This is a genomic window from Nonomuraea sp. ZG12, from assembly GCF_052068115.1.
Classification (GTDB): Bacteria; Actinomycetota; Actinomycetes; order Streptosporangiales; family Streptosporangiaceae; genus Nonomuraea.
Window position 1 is genome coordinate 490,139 of sequence record NZ_JBQHCW010000002.1, and the last position, 23,825, is coordinate 513,963.

The window sequence follows — 23,825 nt, forward strand, 5'->3', positions numbered from 1 at the left end:
CCGGGGTTCTTGGGCAAGGTGGAAGGATGCGCCTGGCTACCTGGAACGTGAATTCGGTGAAGGCCCGGCTGCCCCGGCTGCTCGCCTGGCTGGCCGAGGCGGAGCCGGACGTCGTCTGCCTGCAGGAGACCAAGTGCGCCGCCGCGAGCTTCCCCGCCCAGGAGGTCGGCGAGCTCGGCTACGCCACGGCGGCCCACGGCGACGGCCGCTGGAACGGCGTCGCGGTGCTGTCGAGGGTGGGACTGAGCGAGGTGTCGCGGGGCTTCCCCGGCGAGCCGGCGTTCGACGCGGTGCTGGGCGCGGTGCCCGGCACGGTGGGCGACGCGGCGGGCGGCGCGGTGCGCGGCGCGGTGCGCGGCGCGGTGGGCGCGGCCGATGCCTCCCCCGAGGCGCGTGCGATCGGGGCGAGCTGCGGCGGGCTCAGGGTGTGGTCGCTGTACGCGCCGAACGGGCGGACCGTCGACTCGCCGCACTACGGCTACAAGCTCGCCTGGTTCGCGGCGTTCACCCGGGCGGTGGAGGCGGAGCTGAGGCAGGGGCGGGCGCTGGTGGCCTGCGGCGACTACAACGTGGCGCCGACCGACGCGGACGTGTGGGACCCGAGCCTGTTCGCCGGGTCCACCCACGTCACGCCCGCCGAACGCCAGGCGCTGGCCGACCTGCGGGCGCTGGGATTGCGCGACGTGGTGCCCACGCCGATGAAGGGGCCGCACCCGTTCACCTACTGGGACTACCGCGCGGGCATGTTCCACCAGAACATGGGGATGCGGATCGACCTGGTGTACGCCGGCGCGGGCGTCGCGGACCGCGTACGGTCGGCGTACGTGGACCGCGAGGCCCGCAAGGGAAAGGGCCCGTCGGACCACGCCCCGATCGTCGTGGATCTCGGCCCGGAAAGCTGACGCCGCACGCCGGGCGGTCGACTTGCGGCGCGACGTCCGTACGCGACCTCGGTCTTGGCGCCGCACGCCGGGTCGCGGCGTGCGGCGCGACGTCCTTACGCCTCCTTGGCCTTCGCGTAGTCGGCGGCGCCGCCCGCGAAGTCGAACACCAGGGCCGCCTCGTCGCCCACCACCCAGGCGTCGTGTCCGGGCGGAGCGACGAAGACCTCACCCGGGCCGATCTCCGCTTCGGTGCCGTCGTTCATCCGGATGTGCAGCCGCCCCTTGACGACCATCCCGTTGTGGTGGACCTCGCAGGACTCGGTGCCCGCGATCGGCTTGACCGACTCCGACCAGCGCCAGCCCGGCTCGAACGTGGCGACGCCGAAGTGCAGCCCGCTGAGCTCGCACACGTCGAGGTGGCCCATCGGGAAGTCTCTGCGCTCATCCGGCTTGTCGATGCTCTTGACTTCGATCATGACGTCCCCCCTCCGTCAGCTCAGTCTCTCACCGGGGAGAATGCCTCACAAGGAAAGAACGCCCAAGTCAGGACCGGTGCGATGGACATCGCGATGATCAGTGACGACGTGACCGGAACTTGTCCAGGAAGCGCCTGGCCTTCTGCTTGTTCTGTGGGTCGCGGGCCATCCGCTTGGCCTTCTCGACCGTCTGCCTGCCTTGAGGGCTGCGCATGTACGCGCGCACCCGATCCATGAGCTTCATGTGGCTCCCCTACCCAGGACAGTGACAAGAACGCGGCCTTGTCGTGAGGCCCTGAGGCAAGACCTGTGGCAAATGGGGAGCATACTAGAAGGAGTGAAACCCAGAAAAGCCGCGGCCCGGCGTCCCCTGCCCGGAAGTCCCTTCAACGTTCCCGAGGTGCCACCCCCACCATTGCCAATTTTCGTCGTGCAGGACAAGGTCAGCCACGACAAGTACGGGCTCGGCCATGTCGTAGGAGTCGAGGAGGACATCGCGGTGCTCGTCGACTTCGGCACCGAGATCCACCGCATCATCGCGCCGTACCCCAGGCTCTTCAAGCTTTGAAGGCCTGGCGGTCCTGGGCCCCGAGACCTCGGCGGGCGCGCACGCGGGAGTGACGGCGAGCATCCGTCAGGAGCTCGTCGGCCCCTTCGCGGTCCCGGGTCCCGTCATGACACCGGGAACGCGGGCGTGCGCGCCGGCCCGGTCATGGGCTGCGCCCTGTGCAGGATGAGGACGGCGACGTCGTCCGGCGGGGCCGCTCCGGTGAACGCGCGCAGGTCAGCGTGGAGCGTGTCAGCCAGCCGCGTGGGCGGGACGCCGACCCACTCGTGCAACCGCTCCTCCAGCGGATAGAAGGATCTGCCCGGTCCACGGGCCTCGGTGACGCCGTCGGTGCACAGCAGCAGCGTCGCCCTCGGCGGGAAGGCGAACCACGCGCTGGTCCGCGGCTCGGGAGTCAGCCTGGCCAGACCCAGCGGCACTCCGGGCTCTCCGAGGCTCACCTGTCCGGCGCGGCCGTCGTAGATGAGATACGGCTCGATGTGCCCGCAGTTGACCGCCTGGACGCCCTGGCCCTGGCCGATGTGGAGAACGAGCGCGGTGACGAAGCGCTCGGGCTCACCGGTGTGCCGGGCGTAGGTGTTGTGCCTGATGACGGCATTCTCCAGGGCGTCCACGACGCCCATGAGGGTCCTCTCCCGGTAGGCCGCCTCCCTGAACGCGCCGACGACGGCGAGGGCCTCCCCGATCGCGGGCAGTCCTTTGCCCTGCACGTCGGCGATGAGCACCCTGGTGCCGTACGGAGAGGCGGCCACCTCGTACATGTCGCCGCCGACCATGGTGTCCTCCTCCACCGGCTGGTAGATGCCGTCCACGATCACCTGCCCGGTGCGCAGCGGCAGCGGGCTCATGATCGCGCGTTGCAGCGCCGCGGCGGCGGAGCGCAGCCGGTGGACCTCCTCCTCGCGGTTGATCCGGTAGCGGCAGCCGAGGACGCTCAGCGCTCCGAACGCGGCGGTGAAGCCGACCGCGCCCAGGTTCTCGCCGAGTCCGCCGCCGAGGAAGACGGCGGAGGCGGACACCGTCAGGAGCACCCAGACCGAGGCGACGGCCGTCTGCGGCGTCGTGCCCAGCGCCGCGACGATCGCCGGCAGGAAGATCAGCAGTGGCACCAGTCCCACGGCCGTGCCCAGCAGGGCGTCGAACCCGGCCACGAGCGCGGTGACGGCGACGAGCGTGACGGCGAACAGCCAGGTCGGCAGGATGACCCGCCCGCGTTCGCGCTGCCTACTCCGCCACACCGCTACCTCCGGAATCCACCTTCTACCGGGGGGTTCGCGTAGCCGGAACCGGACACGCCCACTTGACGGCACTTTGCCCTGGACGCTTCGCCTTGACACTCATTGACGCTGGCGCAGGCAGCGGCTACGGTCGTCGTACAACTAAAAGGAAACTTTCCTAAGAGTTGAACCGCACGTCCTCCCATCCCACCCCCCACCCACCGGATGCCGGAGCAGCCATGAAGAGAACCATCCTGAGCAAGGCCCTCGCAGGACTGGCGGCGTTACTGCTGCCCCTCACCGCGGCGGTCGCCATCCCAGCCGGCGCGTACGGCGCCACCTCCACCTCGAGCAGCACCGTGGCGGCCCTCGCCGACTGGGCGCCGAACACCGCCTACACGGTGGGCACGCGCGTCACCTACCAAGGCATCGAGTACGAATGCCGCCAGAGCCACACCTCGCTGACCGGCTGGGAGCCGCCGAACGTCCTGGCGCTCTGGCTGCCCACGAGCGGCGGCGGCGTCGACACGACCGCGCCCTCGGTGCCGGGCAACCTGCGCTCGACCGGCGTCACCTCCGGCAGCGTCTCTCTGGCCTGGAACGCCTCGACCGACAACGTCGGCGTCACCGGCTACGAGATCTACCGCGGCGCCACCCTCGTCACCACGGTCACCGGCACCACCCACACCGACACCGGCCTGAGCGCGAGCACCGCCTACACCTACACGGTCCGCGCCCGCGACGCCGCCGGCAACCGCTCCGCCAACAGCGCCGAGGTCAGGGCCACCACCTCGGGCGGCGGCGGGAACGACACCGCCGCGCCGTCGGTGCCCGGCAACCTGCGCTCGACCGGCGTCACCTCCAGCAGTGTCTCCCTCGCCTGGAACGCCTCCACCGACAACATCGGCGTCACCGGCTACGAGATCTACCGCGGCGGCACCCTCATCGAGACCGTCACCGGCACCACCCACACCGACACCGGTCTGAGCGCGAGCACCGCCTACACCTACACGGTCCGCGCCCGCGACGCCGCCGGCAACCGCTCCGCCAACAGCGCCGAGGTCAGGGCCACCACCTCGGGCGGCGGCGGTGGCGGCGGTGACAAGGTCCTGGGCTACTTCGTCCAGTGGGGCGTCTACCAGCGCGGCTACCACGTCAAGAACATCGACACCAGCGGCTCCGCGGCCAAGCTGACCCACATCAACTACGCCTTCGGCAACGTGACGAACGGCCAGTGCGCGATCGGCGACAGCTACGCCGACTACGACCGCTTCTACAGCGCGGCCGAGAGCGTGGACGGCGTCGCCGACACCTGGGACGCGGGCGCGCTGCGCGGCACCTTCAACCAGCTCCGCAAGCTCAAGCAGAAGCACCCGCACATCAAGGTGCTGTTCTCCTTCGGCGGCTGGACCTGGTCCGGCGGCTTCGGCCAGGCCGCGCAGAACCCGGCCGCCTTCGCCGAGTCCTGCTACCGCCTGGTGGAGGACCCGCGCTGGGCGGACGTGTTCGACGGCATCGACATCGACTGGGAGTACCCGAACGCCTGTGGTCTGAGCTGCGACAGCAGCGGCCCGGCGGCGTACCGGAACCTGATGTCGGCGCTGCGTTCCCGCTTCGGCTCCGGCAACCTGGTCACCTCGGCCATCACCGCCGACGGCACCAACGGCGGCAAGATCGACGCGGCCGACTACGCCGGCGCCGCGCAGTATCTCGACTGGTACAACGTCATGACGTACGACTACTTCGGCGCCTTCGCGGCGCAGGGCCCCACCGCCCCGCACTCGCCGCTCACCAGCTACAACGGCATCCCGACGCCGGGCTTCTACTCCGACAACGCCATCCAGAAACTCAAGAGCAAGGGCGTCCCGGCGAGCAAGCTGCTGCTCGGCATCGGCTTCTACGGCCGCGGCTGGACCGGCGTGTCCCAGTCCGCGCCGGGCGGCACGGCGACGGGGGCGGCGCCCGGCACCTACGAGGCGGGCATCGAGGACTACAAGGTGCTCAAGACCCGCTGCCCCGCCACCGGCACCGTCGCGGGCACCGCCTATGCCCACTGCGGCAACCAGTGGTGGAGCTATGACACGCCGAGCACGATCGGCGGCAAGATGGGCTACTCGAAGAACCAGGGCCTCGGCGGCGCGTTCTTCTGGGAGCTCAGCGGTGACACCTCCAATGGAGAGTTGATCACCGCGATGAGGAACGGCCTGGGATGACCTCCCGGTAGCAGCCTCGACGGCCGCCCTGCCCGCGCATCCGCGGGCAGGGCGGCCGTTATCATGCACACTGAGTACGTTCGGGCTGGATAAGGCCTTGGGTCCGCTATAACCTTGAGAATGCCTTTCTATTAATATCTATGCGTATTCTTCCCTTATGGGTATTTTTGGGCATTCACCCCGATCCCGTGCCAGAAGCGAGGAGACCTAGGGCGTGCGGCGCGACACCGTCGCCGCCACCACCCCAGGACGCGACGTCGCCGATGACCTGCACACCCTGCTGATCGAGGCCATCAACGACTCCGGGGCGCACATCGGCTCCCTCTACCTGCTCGACGAGGAGGGGAGGGTGCTGTTGATGGACGCCTCCCTGGGCTTTCCGACCATGATCGCCCGAGCGTGGGCCAGGATCAGGCTGACCGGCCCGGTCCCGGCGGCCGTCGCGGTGCGTGAGCGGCGCCTGGTGTGGCTGGCCAACCAGGAGGAGCTGGCACGCACGTTCCCCGGCGCCGCGCTGGCGCTGCCGTACCACTTCTCCGTCGCGGCGGCCCCGATCCACAGCGGTCCCACCGACTGGGGAGCGCTGCTGCTGCTGTGGCCTCCCGAGAAGACCTCCGAGCTCACCCAGCACAAGCTCGACATCATTCAGCGAACCTGTCGCCAGATGAGCCTGGTCCTGGGGGAGGCGGCCAGGGAAGGGAAACCGATGACACCCCGCCACCGACCGCGCATACTGTCGCCCTATCGCGGCGCGCAGGAGGACCTCGACGCGGGCATGGCCGCGCTCGACTGCCTCAACGGCCTGCCCGAGGGCTACTTCGCGATGGACATCGACGGCCGCATCACCTTCCTCACCCCGCCGGCGGCGGACCTTCTCGACGGCGAGGCGTCCGAGCTGCTGGGCAAGCGCCCCTGGGAATGGCTGCCCTGGCTGAACCGGCCGGTCTGCGAGGACCGCTACCGCGCCGCGGTCATCAGCCACGAGACCACCTCGTTCATGGCGGAACGCCCCGACGGGCAGTGGCTGGCCTTCCAGCTCTATCCCGCCCCTTTCGGGGTCAGCGTCCGCGTCACCCCCAGCACCATGGCCAGGGACCCGGACCATCTGATGCCGGACGTGCCCATAAACGCGGGCCGGCCCGCGACCGGGCCCGCGCTGTACGACATGCTGCATCTCACCACCTCCCTCAGCCAGGCGGCCACCGTCCAGGACGTGGTCGACCTGGTCGCCGACCATGTGATGCCCGTCTTCAACGTCCAGGCGATGGCGGTCCTGCGGGCCGAGGGCGGGCGCATGCGGATCATCGGCTCACGCAACTACGCGCAGGAGACCATCGACGACTTCGACGGCCGGCCGGTGACCTCACCGACGCCCAGCGCGCACGCCCTCCAATCCGGCGTGCCGATGTTCTTCGCCACCTGGCACGAGCTCGAACAGGTCTATCCCGAGACCATCCGCTACGACAACATGTCCGCCTGGGCGTTCATGCCGCTGATCGCCTCCGGCCGGCCCGTGGGCGCATGGGTGCTCGCCTTCGACCATCCTCACCACTTCACCCTCGACGAGCGCGCCCACCTCACCGGACTGGCGGGGCTGCTCGCCCAGGCGCTCGAACGCGCCCGTCTGTACGACGCCAAGCACCAGCTCGCGCAGTGCCTGCAGAGCAGCCTGCTCCCTCGCCGGCTGCCCGAGTTGCCCGGCCTGGACGTGGCCGCCCGCTACCTGCCCGCCACGCGCGGCATGGACATCGGCGGCGACTTCTACGACCTCATCGACCTGGGCGACTCCATGGCCGCGGCCGTCATCGGCGACGTCCAGGGGCACGACACGACGGCCGCCGCCCTCATGGGGCAGGTGCGTTCGGCCATCCACGCCTACGCCAGGGCGGGCGCGTCGCCCGGTGACGTCCTCCGGCACACCAACCGGCTGCTCATCGACCTGTCCCCGAACCGGTTCACCAGCTGCCTGTACGTCAGCCTGGACCTGCGCCGGGGTGTCGCCTGCATGGCCAGCGCCGGCCACCTCCCTCCCCTGCTGCACCCACCCGGCGCGCCCGCCCGCATCGTCGAGTCACCCTCGGGCCTGCTGCTCGGCATCGACCCCGACGCCGAGTACCTCACCACGGAGCACACCCTGGCTCCCGGCAGCGTCCTGGCCCTCTACACCGACGGGCTCATCGAGACCCCGGGCATCGATCTCGGCGACGCCATCGTCGCGCTCGCCGCCGAGCTCGGCCGGCACGCGGACCAGCCACTGCAGTCGATGGCCGAGGCCCTCATCGCCCCCTCGGCTGCCGTCCACCACCGCACGGACGACATCGCCATGCTCCTGCTGCGCACATCCCTCCTGCCGGAGGACTGACCCCCTGCTTCCGGACGACTGACCCCTACTTCACCTTCTCGCCGTAGACCTCCGCATGAACGGCCCGGCAGGCCGGGTCCTCCTCCGCCGCGCGTTCCAGGCGCTCGGTCAGGAGGTCGGCGGCTTCGGCGAGCAGAGCCAGGCGCTCCGGCCCCAGGGTCTCCAGGACGAGGCGGCGTACGGACTCCTCCCGGACCGCCCGCGCGCGGGCGGCGGCCTCGCGGCCCTCGGCGGTGAGCGAGAGGTCCCAGCCGCGCGCGTCCTCGCTGCAGGCCACGCGTTCGAGCAGCCCGCGCGCGCTCATCCGGGCCACCTGGTGGGACAGGCGGCTCTTCTCCCACTGCAGCGCATAGCGCAGCTCCAGCGCGCGCATGCGGGTGCCGGGCGCGTCCAGGAGCGCGTCCAGGATCTGGTGGTCGGCCTCGGACAGGCCGGTGGCGCGGGTGAGCTCGCGGGCGAGGTGGGCGGCGAGCTGCCCGTGGACAGTGGTGTGGCGCCGCCACGCGTCCAGCTCTGCGTGGCGTCCTCGCGCGTCCAACTCTGCGTGGCGTTCTCCCGCGTCCAGCTCTGCGTGGCGTGGGCTCGCCGGTCGCTGCTCGGTCATCTTCGCAGCGTACGTCACGAAAGGTTGATACGTCACCCAAGAGGTTGACATGTCATCCAAAATGGCTATGGTTGACACATCTACCAGTTGTCTGGAAGGCCCCCTCATGCCTGACTATGGTCACGATCTACGCTTCGGGTCGTTCATCACCCCGCAGAACGAACGGCCCCAGCTGGCCGTCGAGCTCGCCGTCCTGAGCGAGCAGGCCGGCCTGGATCTCGTCACCTTCCAGGACCATCCGTACCAGCCCGGCTTCCTGGACACCTGGACGCTCCTGAGCTGGGTCGCGGCCCGGACCGAGCGCGTCCACCTGTCCGGCAATGTGATCAACCTGCCGCTGCGTCCTCCCGCCGTGCTGGCCCGGTCGGTGGCCAGTCTCGACCTGCTGTCGGGCGGGCGGATCGAGCTCGGCCTGGGAGCGGGCGCGTTCTGGGACGCGGTCGAGGCGATGGGCGGTCGCCGGCTCACCCCCGGCCAGGCGGTGGAGGCGCTGAGCGAGGCCATGGACGTGATCCGCGGGGTGTGGGACGCCGATGAGCGCGGCGTGCTGAAGGTCGACGGGACCTACTACTCCGTCCATGGCGCCAAGCGCGGGCCCTCCCCCGCGCACGACGTACCCATCTGGCTCGGCGCCTACAAGCCGCGCATGCTGCGCCTGATCGGCACGAAGGCCGACGGCTGGCTGCCCAGCCTCGGCTATGCCCAGCCGGAGGACATCGGCGCGGGTAACAAGATCATCGACGAGGCGGCCGTGGCGGCGGGGCGCGATCCGCGCGACATCCGCCGGCTGCTCAACGTCACCGGCGGCGCGCTCCAGGGTCCGGTCGCCACCTGGGCGGAGCAGTTGCTGCCGCTCGCGCTGGAGGACGGCGTCTCCACCTTCATCATCGGCTCGGACGGCCCGCGGGTCATCCAGGCCTTCGCCCAGGAGGTCGCCCCGGCGCTGCGCGAACTCGTCGCCGCCGAACGCGGCACCACCAGCGACACGACCGGCACCCCGACCGGCACCCCGGCCGGCACCCCGGCCGGCGCCGGGACCGGCACTGGGACCGGCGCTGCGCGCTCGCCCCGCGCGCTCGCGTTGCGCAGTCCCGGCATCGACTACGACGCGCTGCCCGCGTCGCTGGCCGCCGTCGCGGTCGAGCCCGGCGACCGGGCGTACGACAGCGTGGCCTCGTCGTACATCTGGGCCGGCTCCCCCGGTCTGGTGCTGCGCGTCACCACGCCGGAGCAGGTGGCCGAGGCCGTGACGTTCGCCCGCGCGCAGGACGTGCCGCTGGCGGTGCGCAGCGGCGGGCACGGCATCAGCGGGCGCTCCACCAACGACGGCGGGATCGTCATCGACGTCGGCGCGATCAACGGCGTCGAGGTGATCGACCGCGAGCGGCGGCTGGTCCGCGTCGGCGCGGGCGCCCGCTGGGGCGACGTCGCGCAGGCGCTCGCACCGCACGGGCTGGCGATCAGCTCCGGCGACTACGGGGACGTGGGCGTCGGCGGCCTGGCGACGGCGGGCGGGCAGGGCTTCCTGGCCCGCTCCTACGGGCTGACCCTCGACCACGTACGGGCCGCCGAGGTGGTCCTGGCCGACGGCCGGATCGTGCACGCCGACGCCGGCGAGCATCCGGACCTGTTCTGGGCCCTGCGCGGCGCGGGCGGCAACATGGGCGTCGTCACCTCCTTCGACATCGAGGCCGCGGAGGTGGGCGACGTCGTGTTCGCCGCCTTCGTGCACGACGCCGCCGACACCGCCGGGTTCCTGGAGAAGTGGGGACGCCTGGTCGAGGAGAGCCCGAGGAAGCTGACCGCCTTCCTGACGGTCTTCCCGGGCCAGGCGGACGCCGCCGTCCTGGCGCAGACGCTCGTCACCTGGGCGGGCGACGACACCGACGCCGCTGTGTCGGCGCTGGAGCCGTTCCTGGAGCTGGGCCCGGTGCTGCAGCAGCAGGCCCAGCTCACCCCCTACGCGGCGCTCGTCGAGCCGCACCGCAACCAGCATCACGGCCAGTCACGGATGTACACCCACTCCGCGCTGGTCGAGCACCTCGACAGCGCCACCACGACACTGGTGGCCGACATGTTCGCCAGGGGCGAGATCAGCATGTTCCAGGTGCGCTCGGTCGGTGGCGCGGTCAACGACACCGCCCCGGACGCCACCGCCTACGCCCACCGCACCCAGAACTTCTCCCTGAACGTGCTGCTGCGCGCCTCCCGCCGGGCCGACGCCCAGCGGTCGTGGGAGCGGCTCGACGTGGCCGCCATCTACCTCAGCTTCGAGTCCTACCCCGACGACACGCTGCTGACCAAGGCGTTCCCGCCGCGCACACTGGACCGGCTGCGGCGGATCAAGGGCGTCTACGACCCGCACAACGTCTTCCGGCACAACTTCCCGATCGCCCCAGTTGTAGGACAACAAGCGATTTCGGATGATGGCACCCATGACCAAGCCTCTTGACCGTATTGCCGGAATCCGTCTGTCGTCCGTACGCCTGCCGCTGAGCACCCCCGTCAGCGACGCGAAGGTGCTCACCGGGCGGCAGCGGCCGATGACCGAGATCGTGTTCCTGTTCGCCGAGATCGGCACCGAGGGCGGCCTGGAGGGCATCGGCTTCGCCTACTCCAAGCGGGCCGGCGGTCCCGGTCAGTACGCGCACGCCTGTGAGATCGCCCGTGAACTCATCGGCGAGGACGTCAACGACATCCCCCGGTTGTGGGAGAAGCTGGTCTGGGCGGGCGCGTCCGTCGGCCGCAGCGGGCTGGCCGTCCAGGCGATCGCCGCCTTCGACACGGCGCTGTGGGACCTGAAGGCCAAGCGGGCGGGGTTGCCGCTGGCCAAGCTGCTGGGCGCGCACCGCGACTCGGTGCGCTGTTACAACACCTCGGGCGGGTTCCTGCACGCGCCGATCGGTGAGGTGCTGGAGAACGCCTCGGCGGCGCTGGAGCGGGGCATCGGCGGCGTCAAGATCAAGGTCGGCCAGCCGGACACCCGGGCGGACCTGGCCCGCGTCCGCGCGGTGCGCGAGCACCTGGGCGACGGGGTGCCGCTGATGGTGGACGCCAACCAGCAGTGGGACCGGCCCACCGCGGCGCGGATGGGCCGGGCCCTGGAGGAGTACGGGCTGACCTGGATCGAGGAGCCGCTGGACGCCTACGACAGCGCCGGGCACGCCGAGCTGGCCGCCGCCCTGGACACGCCGGTGGCCACCGGCGAGATGCTGACCAGCGTGGCCGAGCACGCCGAGCTGATCCGGGCGGGCGGCGCGGACATCATCCAGCCCGACGCGCCCCGGATCGGCGGCATCACGCCGTTCCTGCGGCTGGCGGCGCTGGCCGAGCACCACCGGTTGCAGCTCGCCCCGCACTTCGCCATGGAGATCCACCTGCACCTGGCGGCGGCGTACGGGCTGGAGCCCTGGGTGGAGCACTTCGAGTGGCTGGAGCCGCTGTTCCAGGAGCGGCTGGAGATCCGCGACGGCCGGATGCTGGTGCCGGACCGGCCCGGTCTCGGCTTCACGCTGAGCGAGCAGGCCGCTCAGTGGACCGTCGAGCGGCGCGAGCTGACCGGCTGACCTCGCCTCACCAGGCGACCTCCAGCGACGCCAGGCCGTACACGATGCTGAACGAGCGGAACTCGGGCTCGGCGCCGGTCGTGCGCAGGCCGGGGAAGCGGTCGAGCAGCGCGGGGAAGGCGATGCGCATCTCCATGCGGGCCAGCGGCGCGCCCAGGCAGTGGTGCACGCCGTGCCCGAAGGCCACGTGACCGGGCTCGCCCCGGGTAATGTCGAGCCTCTCCGGGTCGGGCAGCAGCGCCGGGTCCCGGTTGGCGGCGGGCAGCGCGCAGGCCACCAGGTCTCCGGCCGCCAGCTTCTGACCGCCGAGCTCCACCTCGGTGGTGGTCACCTTGAAGGTGCCGGAGTGGACGATGCTGAGCCAGCGCAGGAGCTCCTCCAGCGCGGCGTCGATCCGCTCGGGCTCCTTCCTGAGCAGCTCCAGCTGCTCGGGGTGGCGCAACAGGGCCAGCGTGCCCAGCGAGAGCATGTTGGAGGTGGTCTCGTGCCCGGCGAGCAGCAGCAGGGAGCCGATACCGACGAGCTCGTCGGCCGACACGTCGTCGCGGTGCTCGCGGACCAGCATGCCGAGCAGGTCGTCGCCGGGCTCGACCAGCTGGCGGGCGACCAGCTCACCCATGTAGGCGCGCGACTCCAGCTGCGTCCGCACGCGCTCCTCGATCGGCACCGACATGTCGATCATGCGGGAGGTGCGGTGCTGGAAGCCGGCCCGATCCTCGTACGGCACGCCCAGCAGCTCGCAGATGACCAGCGACGGGATCGGCAGCGCGAAGGAGCTGACCAGGTCCGCGGGCGAGCCGGCGGACTGCATCGCGTCCAGGTGATCGGTCACGATGTCCCTGATCCGGGGCTCCAGCCGGCGCATCCGGCGGATCGTGAACTCGGGCGTCAGCAGCCGGCGCAGCCGGGTGTGCTCGGGCGGGTCGGTGGAGAGCAGATTGCCCGCCCGCATGGCGGCGACCTCCTTCTCTGTCATCTTCGGCGCCCCGGGCAGCGCCATCATGTCCCGCCTGGCGATCTTGAACCGTTCGGCGTCGCCCAGCACCTCGCGCACGTCGGCGTGGCGGGTGACCAGCCACGCGTCGACCCCGAACGGCGTGCTGATGCGGCGGACTCGCTCCTCGTCCCGCATGGCCGCCAGCTCGGGTACGGGGTCGAATCCGTCCCTGCGCATGTAGATCGGGTACATCGATGACTCGCTCACGTGACCCCCTGGATGGCTTCGTCGTCCACCTCCACTCTGATCCATGGACCGGCGGCCCGCCAGGGGCGGTGATCTTTTCGGCCCTCAGCCGGCGCTGTAACGGGCGTGCCTGGCGGCGGCGGTCAGCGCCGCCGCCCTGGCGGCCTCGGTGGGCGTGAAGGGCAGTCCGGGCCGCCTGATCAACAGGGCGCGGTCCGGGTTCACGGAGATCACCATGGTGGTGTTGAGCTCGGCGCCCTCGTCCACGGTGTCACCGGGACGCCGCCATTCGATCTCGGAGACGCGCAGCAGCTCGGCCAGGGCCTCGGGCAGCCGGTCAGGGTCCGCGCCGACCCGCTGCGCCAGCACCAGCGCCTGCACCGCAGGGTCGGTCAGGTCCTTGACCTGCGCGGGCACGATGATGACGTCATACCCGCCCGCCTCGGACAGGGCGGCGCTCAGCACGCCGGGCGCCAGGTCTCGTGGGGCCTCGACGACGAACTCGTCCAGGGCGTCGCAACCGGCCGGGGTGATGGCGCTGCTCCCGGTCGGCGCGATGTGCAGCGCCAGGATGTCGCAGCGCAGCCGGCCGAACGCGGCGGCCACCGCGGCCAGGCGGCCGGGACGCTCCACCACCCGCATCCGGACGCGCCACAGGGCCATCGGAGACCCGGCGTCGTCCGCGACCGGAAGAGCCGGCCCCTGCCGGGACTTCCTCCCGGGCAGGCCGAGCCGCTTGTGGATCGCGGTGCCGGTGATCAGGGCCACCCCGAGCCCGACCAGCACCAGCGGGCCCGGCTGCTGGTGCCCGAGAAGGGTGGCCAGGAGATGGGCCACGCCCACCGCGAAGAACAGCGCGGCCAGCTCCAGGATCTCCCTGCGCCAGGACCGCGCGTGATGCTGGAGGTGCCGCCCGCCGGTACGTTCGTGAACCGTCCTGTGTGCATCGCTCATGCGACCACCTTGGCTACGGAGTGTTACCGGAAGGCGGCGGATGTGATTGCGGCGGCATTAAACGGTCCGCACCATCCGGCCACCCGTGACGGTCAGCCGGCCGGCACGATGACGCGCCAGGCCGCCGGGTGCCGGGTCCAGGTGCGGCGGGGCGCGGGCGGGGAGAGTTCGCCGTCGGCGTTGGCCGGGACCGGCTCGCCCTCGACGGTGATCGTGCTGCCCCGGACGGTGAGGACATCGGCGCGTTCGGGGTGTTCGCCACGCCGCAGCAGCATCCCGAAGCCCAGCCGCGCCAGCGGGGACACCGCGTAGGAGACGAAGACGTCGGCCAGGCCGTCGTCCGGGCGGGCGTGCGGGGCCAGCGGGGTCCCGCCGCCGATGGAGACTCCGTTGCCGACGCCCACCATGAGCACGCGCCTGCGGCCGTCACTGATGAGCTCGTTGTCCACCCGCACGCGCAGCCGCCAGCCCTTGGTGCGCGCCCCCGCGAGCATGGCGCCCACCGCGTACGCGGCCCGGCGCAGCACGGGCTTGAGCGCTGCGGCCTGCTCCGAGGCTCGGGCGCCGACGCCGACGTGCACGGCGTTGACGACGATCCCGCCCTCGCCGTCCACGAGGAGGTCCAGCGCCCGCTCCCGGCCACGGGCGACGACCTGAGCCGCCTCGCGGGGGTCGAGCGGGATGCCGAGAGCGCGCGCCAGGTCGTTGCCGGTGCCCAGCGGCACCAGCCCGATCGGACGGGTGGTGAGCTCGTCCCTGGCCAGCAGCGCCGCCGCCACGGCGTGCACCGTGCCGTCACCGCCGAGGACCACCGGGATCCGATCGGGGTGGTCGCCGAGGATCCGGCCGAGGTCGCCGGGCTCCCCCACGTCACGGGACAGCACGTCGGCTTCGTCGGCCAGGGTGGCCAGGACCGTTTCGCGGGTCTGCCCGTCGGCACCGCCCGCCGCCGGGTTGCCGATCACCAGAAGCCTGCGCGCCGCGCCGGGAGGAGTCATGGCCGCTAGGTGCCCTGGATCACGCCGCCCTAACGGACCGGCGGGCTCACTCCGTGAAGCCGAAACGTTCGAGTATCGGCCTGGGGTCGGGGTACACGCACAGCCGCGCGGTGCCGGACGCCCCCTCGATGATCTTCCGGATGCCGAGGCTGTCGAGCAGTGGCCAGTCCGGCGACCAGCCCGGCCTGATCATGCGCGTGACGCAGCCCGGCCAGTCGTCGTCCACGGGGTCGGCGGCCACGGGCCCGGCCGGCAGAAACACGCCGGTGGCGGCGATGGCGAATGCGGCGATGGCATGTTTGTACATGGCGTTCTCCTGCTGGAGTCGATCATCTCGGGCAGGTTGATCGATACCCCGAGTGACGTATCGATTACGCCAAGCTTTTGATAATGGTTACTGAGGTAGAGTAGAGGGACCGAGGATCTCTTGTGCGCCGGCATTCGGCCGGCGTCGCCCCCGGCGATAGACGCTCTGGCTCCGGTTTCCGTGAGCCTCGACAGGCCGGCGATCACGATACTGTCTCTCATTCCCGCCCCGACGTCCCGCCAGCTCCCGACCACGGTTCACCTGGCGGGCGAGATCGACATCTTCTCCAGCCACGCCCTGCGCCGACGCCTTCTGCGCACGCTGAAGCACAGCACGGACCAGCTGGTGCTGGACCTGTCCAGCCTGTCGTTCTGTGACACCGCCGGGCTCGGTGTGCTGGTCGGCATCCAGAGCCGGGCCAGGTCGCAGGGCATCACCGTCACCCTCGCCGCGCCGCGTCCGTACATGTCGCGACTGCTGCGCGTGACCGGGCTGGACCGCAGCTTCACGATGGCGTGACAGACCATGAGATAATGGGGTGCGTACCTCGCCCTCTCGGCCGTCCGGCCGAGAGGGTTTTTTCATGCCCGGATTCCTGAGGAGCGCTCGATGAGACTCGGTCTGACCTGCCCCAGCTTCACCTGGCCCGGGGGCGACGCCGCCATCGCCGGCCGGTTCGCGGACGTCGCCCGCGGTGCCGACGAGGCGGGGCTGCACAGCCTGTGGGTGATGGACCACTTCTTCCAGATCCCCAACTTCGGCGCCGCCGAGGAGCCGATGCTGGAGGCGTACGGCGCGCTGTCCTACGCCGCCGCCCTGACCAGCCGGGTGCGGCTGGGCGCCCTGGTGACCGGGGCCGTCCACCGTCCGCCCGGCCTGCTGGTGAAGCAGGTGAGCACGCTGGACGCACTCTCCGGCGGCCGCGCGGTGCTCGGTCTCGGCGCCGCCTGGCACGAGGAGGAGGCCCGTGGCCTGGGGTTGCCGTTCCCGCCGCTGGCCGAGCGGTTCGAGCGACTGGAGGAGACGCTGCGGATCGCCGTGCGGATGTTCGGCCAGCAGGACGGGCCGTACGAAGGCCGGCACTACAGATTGTCGCGCACGCTCAACTCGCCGCAGGCCCGCCCGCCGATCCTGATCGGCGGCAGCGGGGAGACCAAGACGCTCCGGCTGGTCGCCCAGTACGCCGACGCCTGCAACCTGCTGCACGGCGCCGACGTCACGCGCAAGCTGGGCGTGCTGCGGGCCCACTGCGAACGGCTCGGCAGGCCGTACGAGGAGATCGAGAAGACGCTGCACCTGCGCGTCCCCGACGGGCAGAGCGTCGACGAGAGCGTCCAGATCTGCGGCGAGCTCGCCACGGAGGGCATCGACCACGTCATCGCCGCCGTCCCGGACGCCTCCTCCGGCGCCGCGCTCGCGCACCTGGCCGCGCTCGCCGAGCAGATCTCCGGCATCACCCCGGCGGGGCGGTGAACCCTGGAGGCGGCCAGGGCTCTCGACTTCACCGCCCCGGACGTCGTGCAATCAACGAGCAAGCCGCGTGCAATGACCGATCGCTACAACTGCCTTCTGAGATCCGTCGAGCCGGAGAGCGGGAGCAGCGGTGAGCGTGGGGCAGAGCATGCTGATGGCATTGCTGATCACCGGCGGCACGACGCTGATCCTGGCGTGCGTCGGACTGCCGTTCCTGATCCGGTCGCGGAACGCGCGACGGCTGCTGGTCACCGGCCTGCCGGCGCAGGCGGTGATCGAGACGATGACCGACACCGGCATGACCGTCAACGGCCGGCCGATCGTCGGCTTCGGCCTCACCGTGCGCATCGCCGACACCCCGCCCTACCACGTCTTCCACCGCCAGTCCCGGCCCCGCGTCCCGATGGGGACGGTGGCGCCCGGAGCCGTGGTGCCGGTCAAGGTCGACCCCGCACACCACGACCGGGTCCGCATCGACTGGGCAGCCTGCCGCCCGGTCCGCAGGTGACCAGGCTCCAGGGGCGGGCTGTCGGAGTTCACGGCCAGCTCCTCTCTGGTGGATCGTGAACGGCGTATGAATTCTGCCGTACGGTCACCGTACTGACGCTCTTGACCGCCCTTTTACGTCCGATAATCCAAATCCTGGGATATTTGGCGAAATGGGGTGCAATGAAGCGGTGGATCGGCGTCGCTCTGGCAGCTGTTCTGGTCGGGGTGGTGGTGGTCGCCGTCCTCGCCGGGACCCGGGGGGCCGAGACCGTCCAGCCGACGGTGGTGCGGGGGGTCATCGGGTCGGAGAAGGAACCGTTCTTCGACGATCCGCGCGTGCGGGCCGCCTTCGCCGCGCATGGACTGCGGGTCGAGGTGGACACCGCGGGGTCGCGGCAGATCGCCACCGGCGTGGACCTGAGCCGGTACGGGTTCGCCTTCCCCTCCAGCGTGCCCGCGGCGGAGAAGATCAAGCGCGACCGCAAGGCCACCACGACGTACTCGCCGTTCTACTCACCGATGGCCGTGGCCACCTTCGAGCCGATCGCCGAACTGCTCACCAAGGCCGGCGTGCTGAACGATTCCGGCAAAGGGTATAAAACCCTCGATATAAAGAAATATCTGGAATTGGTGGCTAAGGGCACTCGCTGGGATCAACTTCCTGGTAATTCGTCTTATCCCGCTAGAAAGCGGGTCCTGCTCACCACCACCGACATCCGTACCTCCAACTCCGCCGCGATGTACCTGTCCGCCATCGCGTACGTCGCCAACCGCGAGAACGTGATCGGCTCCGACGCGGAGATCGCCGAGATCGCGCCCACCCTCGCCCCGGCCGTGCTGGACCAGGGCTTCGCCGAGTCCACCAGCGAGGCGTCGTTCGAGGACTATCTGGCGCTGGGCGCGGGCAAGACGCCGATGCTCGTCGTCTACGAGGCGCAGTACCTGTCCCGCGTCTTCGCCGGCGACGGCGCGATCCGGCCGGACATGCGGCTGGTCTACCCCTCGCCGACCGTGCACAGCAAGCACACGCTGGTCCCGCTCACCGACGCCGGCACCCGGGTCGGCGAGCTGCTCACCAAGGACCCCGAGCTGCTCGGACTCGCGGCACAGCACGGCTTCCGCACCACCGACCCGCGCGCGTTCGCCGACCTGGTCGCCAGGACCAAGGCGCCGGCGGCGGCCGACCTGGTCGACGTCATCGAACCACCCACCTACGAGCGGCTGGAGAAGCTGATCACCACGATCGGCTCCGAGCCCTGAACACCAAGGAGTTCCCACCGTGTCAGATCCGGTGCTGCCGCCACCTGTGTCAGATCCGGCGCCGCCTGTGTCCGATCTGGTGCTGACGCCACCCGCGCCGGTCACGCCGGTGCCCGCCGAGAAGGCGGCCACCATGATGCCGCTGTCCGACGAGCGCGCGGCCGAGCTGGCCGCCACGGCGCAGGGCTTCGCCGGTGAGCTGGGCGCGCTCGATCCGCGCTCGCCGGAGTTCGCGCGCAAGGTGCACGACATCTCCTCGATGGGCGACACCGAGATCAAGGCCGCCTCCCAGGTGGCCAACCGCATGCTCAAGCGACCGGTCGCCGCCCTGCACGCGGCCACGGGCGACGGCGCGGACGCGCAGGCCAAGGTGGCCGGCGACCTCGTGGCGCTGCGCCGTACCGTGGTGGACCTGGACCCGAAGCAGGCCGCGAGCGGGACCCGCAAGCTGCTGGGGCTCATCCCCTTCGGCGACCGGCTGCGCGACTACTTCGCCCGCTACCGGTCGGCGCAGCAGCACCTCGACGACATCATCCGCTCGCTCAGGTCCGGCCAGGACGAGCTGCTGCGCGACAACGCGGCCATCGAGGGCGAGAAGGCCGGGCTGTGGGAGACGATGACCCGCCTGCAGGAGTACGCGGTGATGGCGCAGGCGATCGACGCGGCCCTGGAGGAGCGGATCGCGCTGGCCGACGAGGAGCGGGCGACCGCGCTGCGCTCCGACGCGCTGTTCACGGTACGGCAGAAGCACCAGGACATCCTCACCCAGCTCGCGGTGTCGGCCCAGGGCTATCTGGCGCTCGACCTCGTACGCAAGAACAACCTGGAGCTGAGCAAGGGCGTGGACCGGGCCACCACGACCACGGTGGCGGCGCTGCGCACGGCGGTGACGGTGGCGCAGGCGCTGGCCAACCAGAAGCTGGTGCTCGACCAGATCACCGCCCTGAACGCCACCACCAGCGACCTGATCCTGGCCACCAGCGAGATGCTGCGCACCCAGGCCGGAACGATCCAGAACCAGGCGGCCACCACCACCGTCGACATGGACACGCTGCGCAAGGCGTTCGACAACGTCTACGCCACCATGGACATGATCGACACGTTCAAGGCCAAGGCCGTGGAGAGCATGGCGATCACCGTCGACAGCCTGACGGCCGAGCTCGACCATGCGAAGACCTATCTGGAGCGAGCCCAGGAGCCGCAGCGATGAGGCGGGTGCTGGCGGTCCTCTCGCTGCTGCTGGTCGCCGCCTGCGGGGCGGAGGCCGAGCCGGTCGACGCCCCGGACCTGCTCAGGGTGCTGGCGGGCAGCGAGATCAAGGACCTGGAGCCGCTGCTGCGGCGGGCCGAGACCGAGGCCGGGGTGAAGGTGAAGCTCACCTACACCGGCACGCTCGACGGCGCGGAGCAGGTGGCGAGCGGCAGGGCGGACGGCGAGCTGGACGCGATCTGGTTCTCCTCCAACCGTTACCTGTCGCTGATCGACGGCGCCCAGGCCAAGCTGTCCACCCAGACCAAGGTGATGATCTCCCCCGTGGTGCTCGGCCTCAAGCCGGCCAAGGCCGCCGAGCTCGGCTGGGACCAAGGGCCGGTGTCCTGGTCGGACATCGCGGCCGCCGCTCGGGCGGGCACGTTCACGTTCGGCATGACCAACCCCGCCTCCTCCAACTCGGGCTTCTCCGCGCTGGTCGGGGTGGCCGCGGCACTGTCCAAGGCGGACCGGGCGCTCAGCGCCGAGCAGGTCGGCGCGGTGACGCCGGCGCTCAAGGGCTTCTTCTCCGCGCAGCGGCTGACGGCGGGCTCGTCGGGCTGGCTGGCCGACGCCTACGCCCGCGACCCGGCCGTGGACGGCCTGATCAACTACGAGTCGGTGCTGCTGGGCCTGCGCGATCCGCTCACGCTCGTCCACCCGAGCGACGGCGTGGTCAGCGCCGACTACCCGCTCACCCTGCTCGCCTCCGCCCCGGAGGAGAAGAAGGTCCTGTACGGCAAACTGGCGGCGTGGTTGCGCACCCCGGCCGTACAGCGGGAGATCATGACCACGACCCACCGGCGGCCGATCGTCCCCGAGGTGCGGCCGGACTCCCGTTTCGGCACGACCCAGCTCATCGAGCTGCCGTTCCCCAACCGGCGCGGCACGGCCGACGAGCTGATCAAGAGCTATCTGAACCAGTTGCGGGTGCCGCCCGGCACGACGTTCGTGCTGGACACCTCCGGCTCGATGCAGGGCGATCGGATCGACGCGCTGCGGCAGGCGCTCGTCGCGCTGACCGGCGCGGACACCTCCATGTCCGGCACGTTCAGCCGGTTCAGCAACAGGGAGTCCGTCACGATGCTCCCGTTCAACAGCACCCCGGGCGCCCCCGTCCCGTTCGCCGTCCCCGCCGGGAACCCCGAGGAGGTGCTCGCCCGGATCAGGCGGTTCGCCGAGAGCCTGGAGGCCAAGGGCGGCACGGCGATCTACGACAGCCTGATGGCGGCCTACGACCGGCCCCTCACGCCGGGCCGCTACAGCTCGATCGTGCTGATGAGCGACGGTGAGAACGCCAACGGCTCCGGCTACGACGACTTCGCGGCGCACTACCGCGCGTTGCCGGAGGAACGCCGCCGCGTCCCCACGTTCGTGGTGCTCTTCGGCGAGAGCGACGTCGAGGAGATGAGCAAGGTCGCCGCGCTGACCGGCGGCGCGGTGTTCGACGCGCGATCCACCTCGCTGAGCGAGGTGTTCAAGGAGATCCGTGGCTATCAGTGACCGGGTACTGCGCTACCTGGGCTCCACGAAGAACATCGCGGGCTCCGCGCTGGGCCTGCTCGGGCTGGGCGCCCACTTCCTCGGTCTGGCGGGGGCGTACTGGCCGGTGGTGGTGGCGGGGCTGTACGGCGTGGGCGCCCTCCTCGCCCCGCCGGAGCGGGTCCGGCTGACGATCTCGCACGCGGAGGTGGAGGTCCGGCAGCTGCGCGCCGACCTCGACACGCTGCTGCGCCGGATCGACGGCCGCTTTCCCGCCGACGTGCACGCCGCGGTGCACGGGCTGGCGGAGGTGCTCGGCGGCGTGCTCGGCCGGGCCGAGCAGCTGACCTCCTCACCCGACGAGCTGCACGTCGTCTCGCAGACGATCCGCAGCTACCTGCCGGCCAGCCTGGAGTCGTACGCGAACCTGCCGCGCGGCTACGCGCTGACCCGGCGGGCGGACCGGGAACGCAGCGCCCACGAGGAGCTGCTCGCCCAGCTCGCTCTCCTGGACGCGCAGCTGCGCAAGGTGGCCGACGCCATCCACCGGGGCGACGAGCAGGCCCTGCGCGACCAGGGCCGCTTCCTCCAGGACAGATTCGGCGGCTCCGACCTGGATCTCTAGCAGCCACCCGGTTACCCGCGATCGCCGGTACGTACACCGTCCGGCACGGGTGGAGCCACCGGTCCAGCCGTGCTCGGCCGCGCGTGATGGCGTAGGCCAGGAACACCCCGATCCGGCGAAGTGTCACTGGAGTATCAGTCGGTGAACACGAACTCGGCGCCGGCGGCCAGCGCCACCTCGGGGCCGAAGAGCCTGGCCGGGGTGAACGCGCCGGGGCGGCCCTCGCCCTTGGCCAGGCGCTGGGCCACCTCGGTGACGGCGCCGACCGTGAACGTCATGCCCTCGCCGGTGCGCAGCCAGCCCTCACGTACGCGACCGGACGGCCACTCGACCCGGGCGCGGCCCCAGGACGATCGGCGCGGGCGCTCCTTGGCCGTGGTCGTCGTGACACGGGCGAGCCGCCGAATGGCGAAGCCGGCCAGGCCGGGCAGACGCAGCACGCCGCCGATCGCCGGCAGCGTCGCTCGGACGGCCGGGTTGGTCGGGGCGAGAGCCGAGGCGCCGATCACCGACGGGGCGCCGCTGGCCCGCCAGGCCGCGAAGAGCTCGCCGCCGCCCCAGGAAGCGGTGGTGACCACGTCGCCTTCGGGGGTGGTCAATCGCTCGGCGGCACGGCCGGCCTGGGCGCGTACCATCCGGCCCTGCCGCACCTCGCGGCCGCCGTCGAGCAACGCCTGCACGATGGTGGCGGCCAGGGCTTCGCCGAGGGCGCCGGGTTCGATCGCGACCGACGCGATGGCGTCGACGCGTACTCGCGACGGCTTTTCCTCGGCCGTCAGCAGATGCAGCAGGATGCTCTCGGTCGCGAGCACGCCGAAGCCCGCCCCGGAGACCAGTGTGCGACCGGTGGCCGCCGCCTCCCGGTCCATGCCGTGGAGCAGCTCGAACGCGCTCAGTTCGTTGGAGACGTCGACGTAGTGGGTGCCTGGCGGGCAGGCCCGCGCGACCTGTGGCGCCGTGACCGCGAACGGGCCCACCGTGTTGATCACCACGGTCGGCGCCTCGGTGGCCAGCCGCGCGCAGACCTCGTCGAGCGAGCCGGTCACCGCGCGGGCGTCCGGACCCACCTGGGTCAGCCGCTCCCGATCGCGGCCGACCACCACCACCTCGGCGCCCGCCTGCTGCAGGCGCTGCACCGCTTCCCGGCCAACCCGTCCGGTCGCGCCGAGCACCCAGATCTCACCCGTCATATTCGCCCCCATCAGTCATGGCACGTCGTGTCATCACTATCGCATAGCCTGACACGACGTGTCATCACTAGAATGGGCCGCATGGGTCGATGGCAGCCGGGTGCGCGCGAACGGCTCGAGCAGGCCGCGCTCGATCTCTTCCTCAAGCAGGGCTTCACCGAGACCACCGTGCCGCAGATCACGGCGCGGGCCGGGCTCACGACCCGTACGTTCTTCCGGTACTTCGCCGACAAGCGTGAGGTGCTGTTCGCCGGCGAGGAGTCGGTGCCCGAGCTGGTGGCCCGGTTCATGGCCGAGGCCCCGCCGTCACTCGGCCCGATGGAGCTGATCACCGAGGGCCTGGCCCCCACCGCGGCCGAGATCTTCAAGGGCCGCGGCCTCGACTACCTGCTACGCCGACGGGCCGCGATCGACGCCGAACCAGCCCTGCATGAGCGCGAGCTGCGCAAGTTCTCGCTCATGTCGGAGGCCCTGGAGCAGGGCTTCCGCGACCGCGGCGTCGACGACCTGACCGCCCGGCTCGCGGCCGAGATCGCCGTGACCACGTTCCGGATAGCGGTGACCCGCTGGCTCGACCAGCACGGCGACCCCGACCTCCCGGCCACCATCGACCAGACCCTGACGGCGATGAGACACCTGACGAATACGCCGTCGACTTAACGGACATCCCGCTCGAAACTGCTCCGGTACGGCCTGCTCCTCCGGCCGCTGCTCGCCCTGGCCGCC

23 protein-coding genes are annotated in these 23,825 nt (G+C 71.1%); 14 read left to right on the forward strand and 9 right to left on the reverse strand.

The genetic code is table 11. The features are described 5' to 3' along the window. Positions 1 to 26 precede the first annotated feature (26 nt). Positions 27 to 902 carry an exodeoxyribonuclease III gene (locus ACTMTF_RS09310; protein WP_441110228.1) on the forward strand — a complete coding sequence of 292 codons (876 nt, stop codon included), beginning with the start codon at positions 27 to 29 and terminating at the stop codon, positions 900 to 902. 95 nt (positions 903 to 997) lie between these two features. Here the strand turns inward: ACTMTF_RS09310 and ACTMTF_RS09315 are convergent, their stop codons facing one another. Further along, positions 998 to 1,360, reverse strand: a complete 363-nt coding sequence (locus ACTMTF_RS09315) for a cupin domain-containing protein (RefSeq protein WP_441110229.1) — start codon at positions 1,358 to 1,360, stop codon at positions 998 to 1,000. A 97-nt stretch (positions 1,361 to 1,457) separates the two neighbouring features. Beyond that, positions 1,458 to 1,604, reverse strand: coding sequence for a hypothetical protein (locus tag ACTMTF_RS09320; protein ID WP_441110230.1), 147 nt, complete (start codon positions 1,602 to 1,604; stop codon positions 1,458 to 1,460). A gap of 171 nt (positions 1,605 to 1,775) precedes the next feature. Here ACTMTF_RS09320 and ACTMTF_RS09325 point away from each other — a divergent pair, with 171 nt between their 5' ends. Further along, positions 1,776 to 1,928 carry a hypothetical protein gene (locus tag ACTMTF_RS09325; protein WP_397017662.1) on the forward strand — a complete coding sequence of 51 codons (153 nt, stop codon included), beginning with the start codon at positions 1,776 to 1,778 and terminating at the stop codon, positions 1,926 to 1,928. A 104-nt stretch (positions 1,929 to 2,032) separates the two neighbouring features. Here the strand turns inward: ACTMTF_RS09325 and ACTMTF_RS09330 are convergent, their stop codons facing one another. Continuing rightward, positions 2,033 to 3,166, reverse strand: coding sequence for a PP2C family protein-serine/threonine phosphatase (locus ACTMTF_RS09330; RefSeq protein ID WP_441110231.1), 1,134 nt, complete (start codon positions 3,164 to 3,166; stop codon positions 2,033 to 2,035). 218 nt (positions 3,167 to 3,384) lie between these two features. On the opposite strand from ACTMTF_RS09330, the gene ACTMTF_RS09335 reads away from it, so the two are divergent. Both ACTMTF_RS09335 and ACTMTF_RS09340 read left to right on the forward strand, forming a co-directional pair. Next, positions 3,385 to 5,358 carry a glycosyl hydrolase family 18 protein gene (locus ACTMTF_RS09335; protein WP_441110232.1) on the forward strand — a complete coding sequence of 658 codons (1,974 nt, stop codon included), beginning with the start codon at positions 3,385 to 3,387 and terminating at the stop codon, positions 5,356 to 5,358. A 214-nt stretch (positions 5,359 to 5,572) separates the two neighbouring features. Then, complete coding sequence (locus tag ACTMTF_RS09340) at positions 5,573 to 7,720, forward strand: SpoIIE family protein phosphatase (protein ID WP_441110233.1); 2,148 nt, start codon at positions 5,573 to 5,575, stop codon at positions 7,718 to 7,720. A gap of 25 nt (positions 7,721 to 7,745) precedes the next feature. Here ACTMTF_RS09340 and ACTMTF_RS09345 read toward each other — a convergent pair whose 3' ends face one another. After that, entirely contained in the window at positions 7,746 to 8,324 is a 579-nt protein-coding gene (locus tag ACTMTF_RS09345) for a MarR family transcriptional regulator (protein ID WP_441110234.1), read from the reverse strand. Positions 8,325 to 8,430: 106 nt separating this feature from the next. Between ACTMTF_RS09345 and ACTMTF_RS09350 the strand changes: the two genes are divergently transcribed. Both ACTMTF_RS09350 and ACTMTF_RS09355 read left to right on the forward strand, forming a co-directional pair. Further along, entirely contained in the window at positions 8,431 to 10,776 is a 2,346-nt protein-coding gene (locus ACTMTF_RS09350) for an LLM class flavin-dependent oxidoreductase (RefSeq protein WP_441110235.1), read from the forward strand. Continuing rightward, the gene (locus ACTMTF_RS09355) at positions 10,760 to 11,890 is read left to right on the forward strand and encodes an L-talarate/galactarate dehydratase (RefSeq protein WP_441110236.1); all 1,131 of its coding nucleotides are present in this window, start codon (positions 10,760 to 10,762) and stop codon (positions 11,888 to 11,890) included. Before ACTMTF_RS09350 ends, ACTMTF_RS09355 begins: the two co-directional genes overlap by 17 nt. Positions 11,891 to 11,897: 7 nt before the next feature. Here ACTMTF_RS09355 and ACTMTF_RS09360 read toward each other — a convergent pair whose 3' ends face one another. The 4 genes from ACTMTF_RS09360 to ACTMTF_RS09375 form a co-directional block, all read right to left on the reverse strand. Then, positions 11,898 to 13,094: a cytochrome P450 gene (locus ACTMTF_RS09360; RefSeq protein ID WP_441110237.1), complete on the reverse strand. Its 1,197-nt coding sequence runs from the start codon at positions 13,092 to 13,094 to the stop codon at positions 11,898 to 11,900. Positions 13,095 to 13,178: 84 nt separating this feature from the next. Next, positions 13,179 to 14,027, reverse strand: a complete 849-nt coding sequence (locus tag ACTMTF_RS09365; protein ID WP_441110238.1) for a hypothetical protein — start codon at positions 14,025 to 14,027, stop codon at positions 13,179 to 13,181. 92 nt (positions 14,028 to 14,119) lie between these two features. Beyond that, positions 14,120 to 15,025 (reverse strand): diacylglycerol/lipid kinase family protein, encoded by a 906-nt coding sequence (locus ACTMTF_RS09370; RefSeq protein WP_441110239.1) that lies wholly within the window; start codon positions 15,023 to 15,025, stop codon positions 14,120 to 14,122. A 46-nt stretch (positions 15,026 to 15,071) separates the two neighbouring features. After that, entirely contained in the window at positions 15,072 to 15,332 is a 261-nt protein-coding gene (locus tag ACTMTF_RS09375; RefSeq protein ID WP_441110240.1) for a hypothetical protein, read from the reverse strand. Positions 15,333 to 15,512: 180 nt separating this feature from the next. Between ACTMTF_RS09375 and ACTMTF_RS09380 the strand changes: the two genes are divergently transcribed. The 7 genes from ACTMTF_RS09380 (at position 15,513) to ACTMTF_RS09410 (ending at position 21,909) form a co-directional block, all read left to right on the forward strand. Next, positions 15,513 to 15,851 carry an STAS domain-containing protein gene (locus ACTMTF_RS09380; protein WP_397017638.1) on the forward strand — a complete coding sequence of 113 codons (339 nt, stop codon included), beginning with the start codon at positions 15,513 to 15,515 and terminating at the stop codon, positions 15,849 to 15,851. 90 nt (positions 15,852 to 15,941) lie between these two features. After that, the gene (locus ACTMTF_RS09385; protein ID WP_441110241.1) at positions 15,942 to 16,805 is read left to right on the forward strand and encodes an LLM class F420-dependent oxidoreductase; all 864 of its coding nucleotides are present in this window, start codon (positions 15,942 to 15,944) and stop codon (positions 16,803 to 16,805) included. A gap of 130 nt (positions 16,806 to 16,935) precedes the next feature. Continuing rightward, positions 16,936 to 17,313 (forward strand): hypothetical protein, encoded by a 378-nt coding sequence (locus ACTMTF_RS09390; RefSeq protein ID WP_441110242.1) that lies wholly within the window; start codon positions 16,936 to 16,938, stop codon positions 17,311 to 17,313. Between the two features lie 161 nt (positions 17,314 to 17,474). Then, on the forward strand, positions 17,475 to 18,554 hold the full coding sequence (locus ACTMTF_RS09395) for a hypothetical protein (protein ID WP_441110243.1): 1,080 nt from the start codon (positions 17,475 to 17,477) through the stop codon (positions 18,552 to 18,554). A 19-nt stretch (positions 18,555 to 18,573) separates the two neighbouring features. Then, positions 18,574 to 19,764 (forward strand): toxic anion resistance protein, encoded by a 1,191-nt coding sequence (locus ACTMTF_RS09400; protein ID WP_441110244.1) that lies wholly within the window; start codon positions 18,574 to 18,576, stop codon positions 19,762 to 19,764. Further along, positions 19,761 to 21,305, forward strand: a complete 1,545-nt coding sequence (locus ACTMTF_RS09405) for a substrate-binding domain-containing protein (protein ID WP_441110245.1) — start codon at positions 19,761 to 19,763, stop codon at positions 21,303 to 21,305. Before ACTMTF_RS09400 ends, ACTMTF_RS09405 begins: the two co-directional genes overlap by 4 nt. Beyond that, positions 21,292 to 21,909: a hypothetical protein gene (locus tag ACTMTF_RS09410; protein WP_441110246.1), complete on the forward strand. Its 618-nt coding sequence runs from the start codon at positions 21,292 to 21,294 to the stop codon at positions 21,907 to 21,909. The genes ACTMTF_RS09405 and ACTMTF_RS09410 overlap by 14 nt, the downstream gene beginning before the upstream one ends. 134 nt (positions 21,910 to 22,043) lie before the next feature. Here the strand turns inward: ACTMTF_RS09410 and ACTMTF_RS09415 are convergent, their stop codons facing one another. Continuing rightward, complete coding sequence (locus tag ACTMTF_RS09415) at positions 22,044 to 23,099, reverse strand: saccharopine dehydrogenase NADP-binding domain-containing protein (RefSeq protein ID WP_441110247.1); 1,056 nt, start codon at positions 23,097 to 23,099, stop codon at positions 22,044 to 22,046. 81 nt (positions 23,100 to 23,180) lie between these two features. Between ACTMTF_RS09415 and ACTMTF_RS09420 the strand changes: the two genes are divergently transcribed. Next, positions 23,181 to 23,759 carry a TetR family transcriptional regulator gene (locus ACTMTF_RS09420; RefSeq protein ID WP_441110248.1) on the forward strand — a complete coding sequence of 193 codons (579 nt, stop codon included), beginning with the start codon at positions 23,181 to 23,183 and terminating at the stop codon, positions 23,757 to 23,759. The last annotated feature ends 66 nt before the right edge of the window (positions 23,760 to 23,825 follow it).

Bases quoted from the DNA above. Each gene is read 5' to 3' on its own strand.
- ACTMTF_RS09335 (WP_441110232.1), top strand. From the start codon at position 3,385: ATGAAGAGAACCATCCTGAGCAAGGCCCTCGCAGGACTGGCGGCGTTA.
- ACTMTF_RS09350 (WP_441110235.1), top strand. From the start codon at position 8,431: ATGCCTGACTATGGTCACGATCTACGCTTCGGGTCGTTCATCACCCCG.
- ACTMTF_RS09370 (WP_441110239.1), bottom strand. From the start codon at position 15,025: ATGACTCCTCCCGGCGCGGCGCGCAGGCTTCTGGTGATCGGCAACCCG.
- ACTMTF_RS09420 (WP_441110248.1), top strand. From the start codon at position 23,181: ATGGGTCGATGGCAGCCGGGTGCGCGCGAACGGCTCGAGCAGGCCGCG.
- ACTMTF_RS09310 (WP_441110228.1), top strand. From the start codon at position 27: ATGCGCCTGGCTACCTGGAACGTGAATTCGGTGAAGGCCCGGCTGCCC.
- ACTMTF_RS09315 (WP_441110229.1), bottom strand. From the start codon at position 1,360: ATGATCGAAGTCAAGAGCATCGACAAGCCGGATGAGCGCAGAGACTTC.
- ACTMTF_RS09395 (WP_441110243.1), top strand. From the start codon at position 17,475: ATGAAGCGGTGGATCGGCGTCGCTCTGGCAGCTGTTCTGGTCGGGGTG.
- ACTMTF_RS09345 (WP_441110234.1), bottom strand. From the start codon at position 8,324: ATGACCGAGCAGCGACCGGCGAGCCCACGCCACGCAGAGCTGGACGCG.
- ACTMTF_RS09365 (WP_441110238.1), bottom strand. From the start codon at position 14,027: ATGAGCGATGCACACAGGACGGTTCACGAACGTACCGGCGGGCGGCAC.
- ACTMTF_RS09415 (WP_441110247.1), bottom strand. From the start codon at position 23,099: ATGACGGGTGAGATCTGGGTGCTCGGCGCGACCGGACGGGTTGGCCGG.
- ACTMTF_RS09355 (WP_441110236.1), top strand. From the start codon at position 10,760: ATGACCAAGCCTCTTGACCGTATTGCCGGAATCCGTCTGTCGTCCGTA.
- ACTMTF_RS09320 (WP_441110230.1), bottom strand. From the start codon at position 1,604: ATGAAGCTCATGGATCGGGTGCGCGCGTACATGCGCAGCCCTCAAGGC.
- ACTMTF_RS09385 (WP_441110241.1), top strand. From the start codon at position 15,942: ATGAGACTCGGTCTGACCTGCCCCAGCTTCACCTGGCCCGGGGGCGAC.
- ACTMTF_RS09405 (WP_441110245.1), top strand. From the start codon at position 19,761: ATGAGGCGGGTGCTGGCGGTCCTCTCGCTGCTGCTGGTCGCCGCCTGC.
- ACTMTF_RS09375 (WP_441110240.1), bottom strand. From the start codon at position 15,332: ATGTACAAACATGCCATCGCCGCATTCGCCATCGCCGCCACCGGCGTG.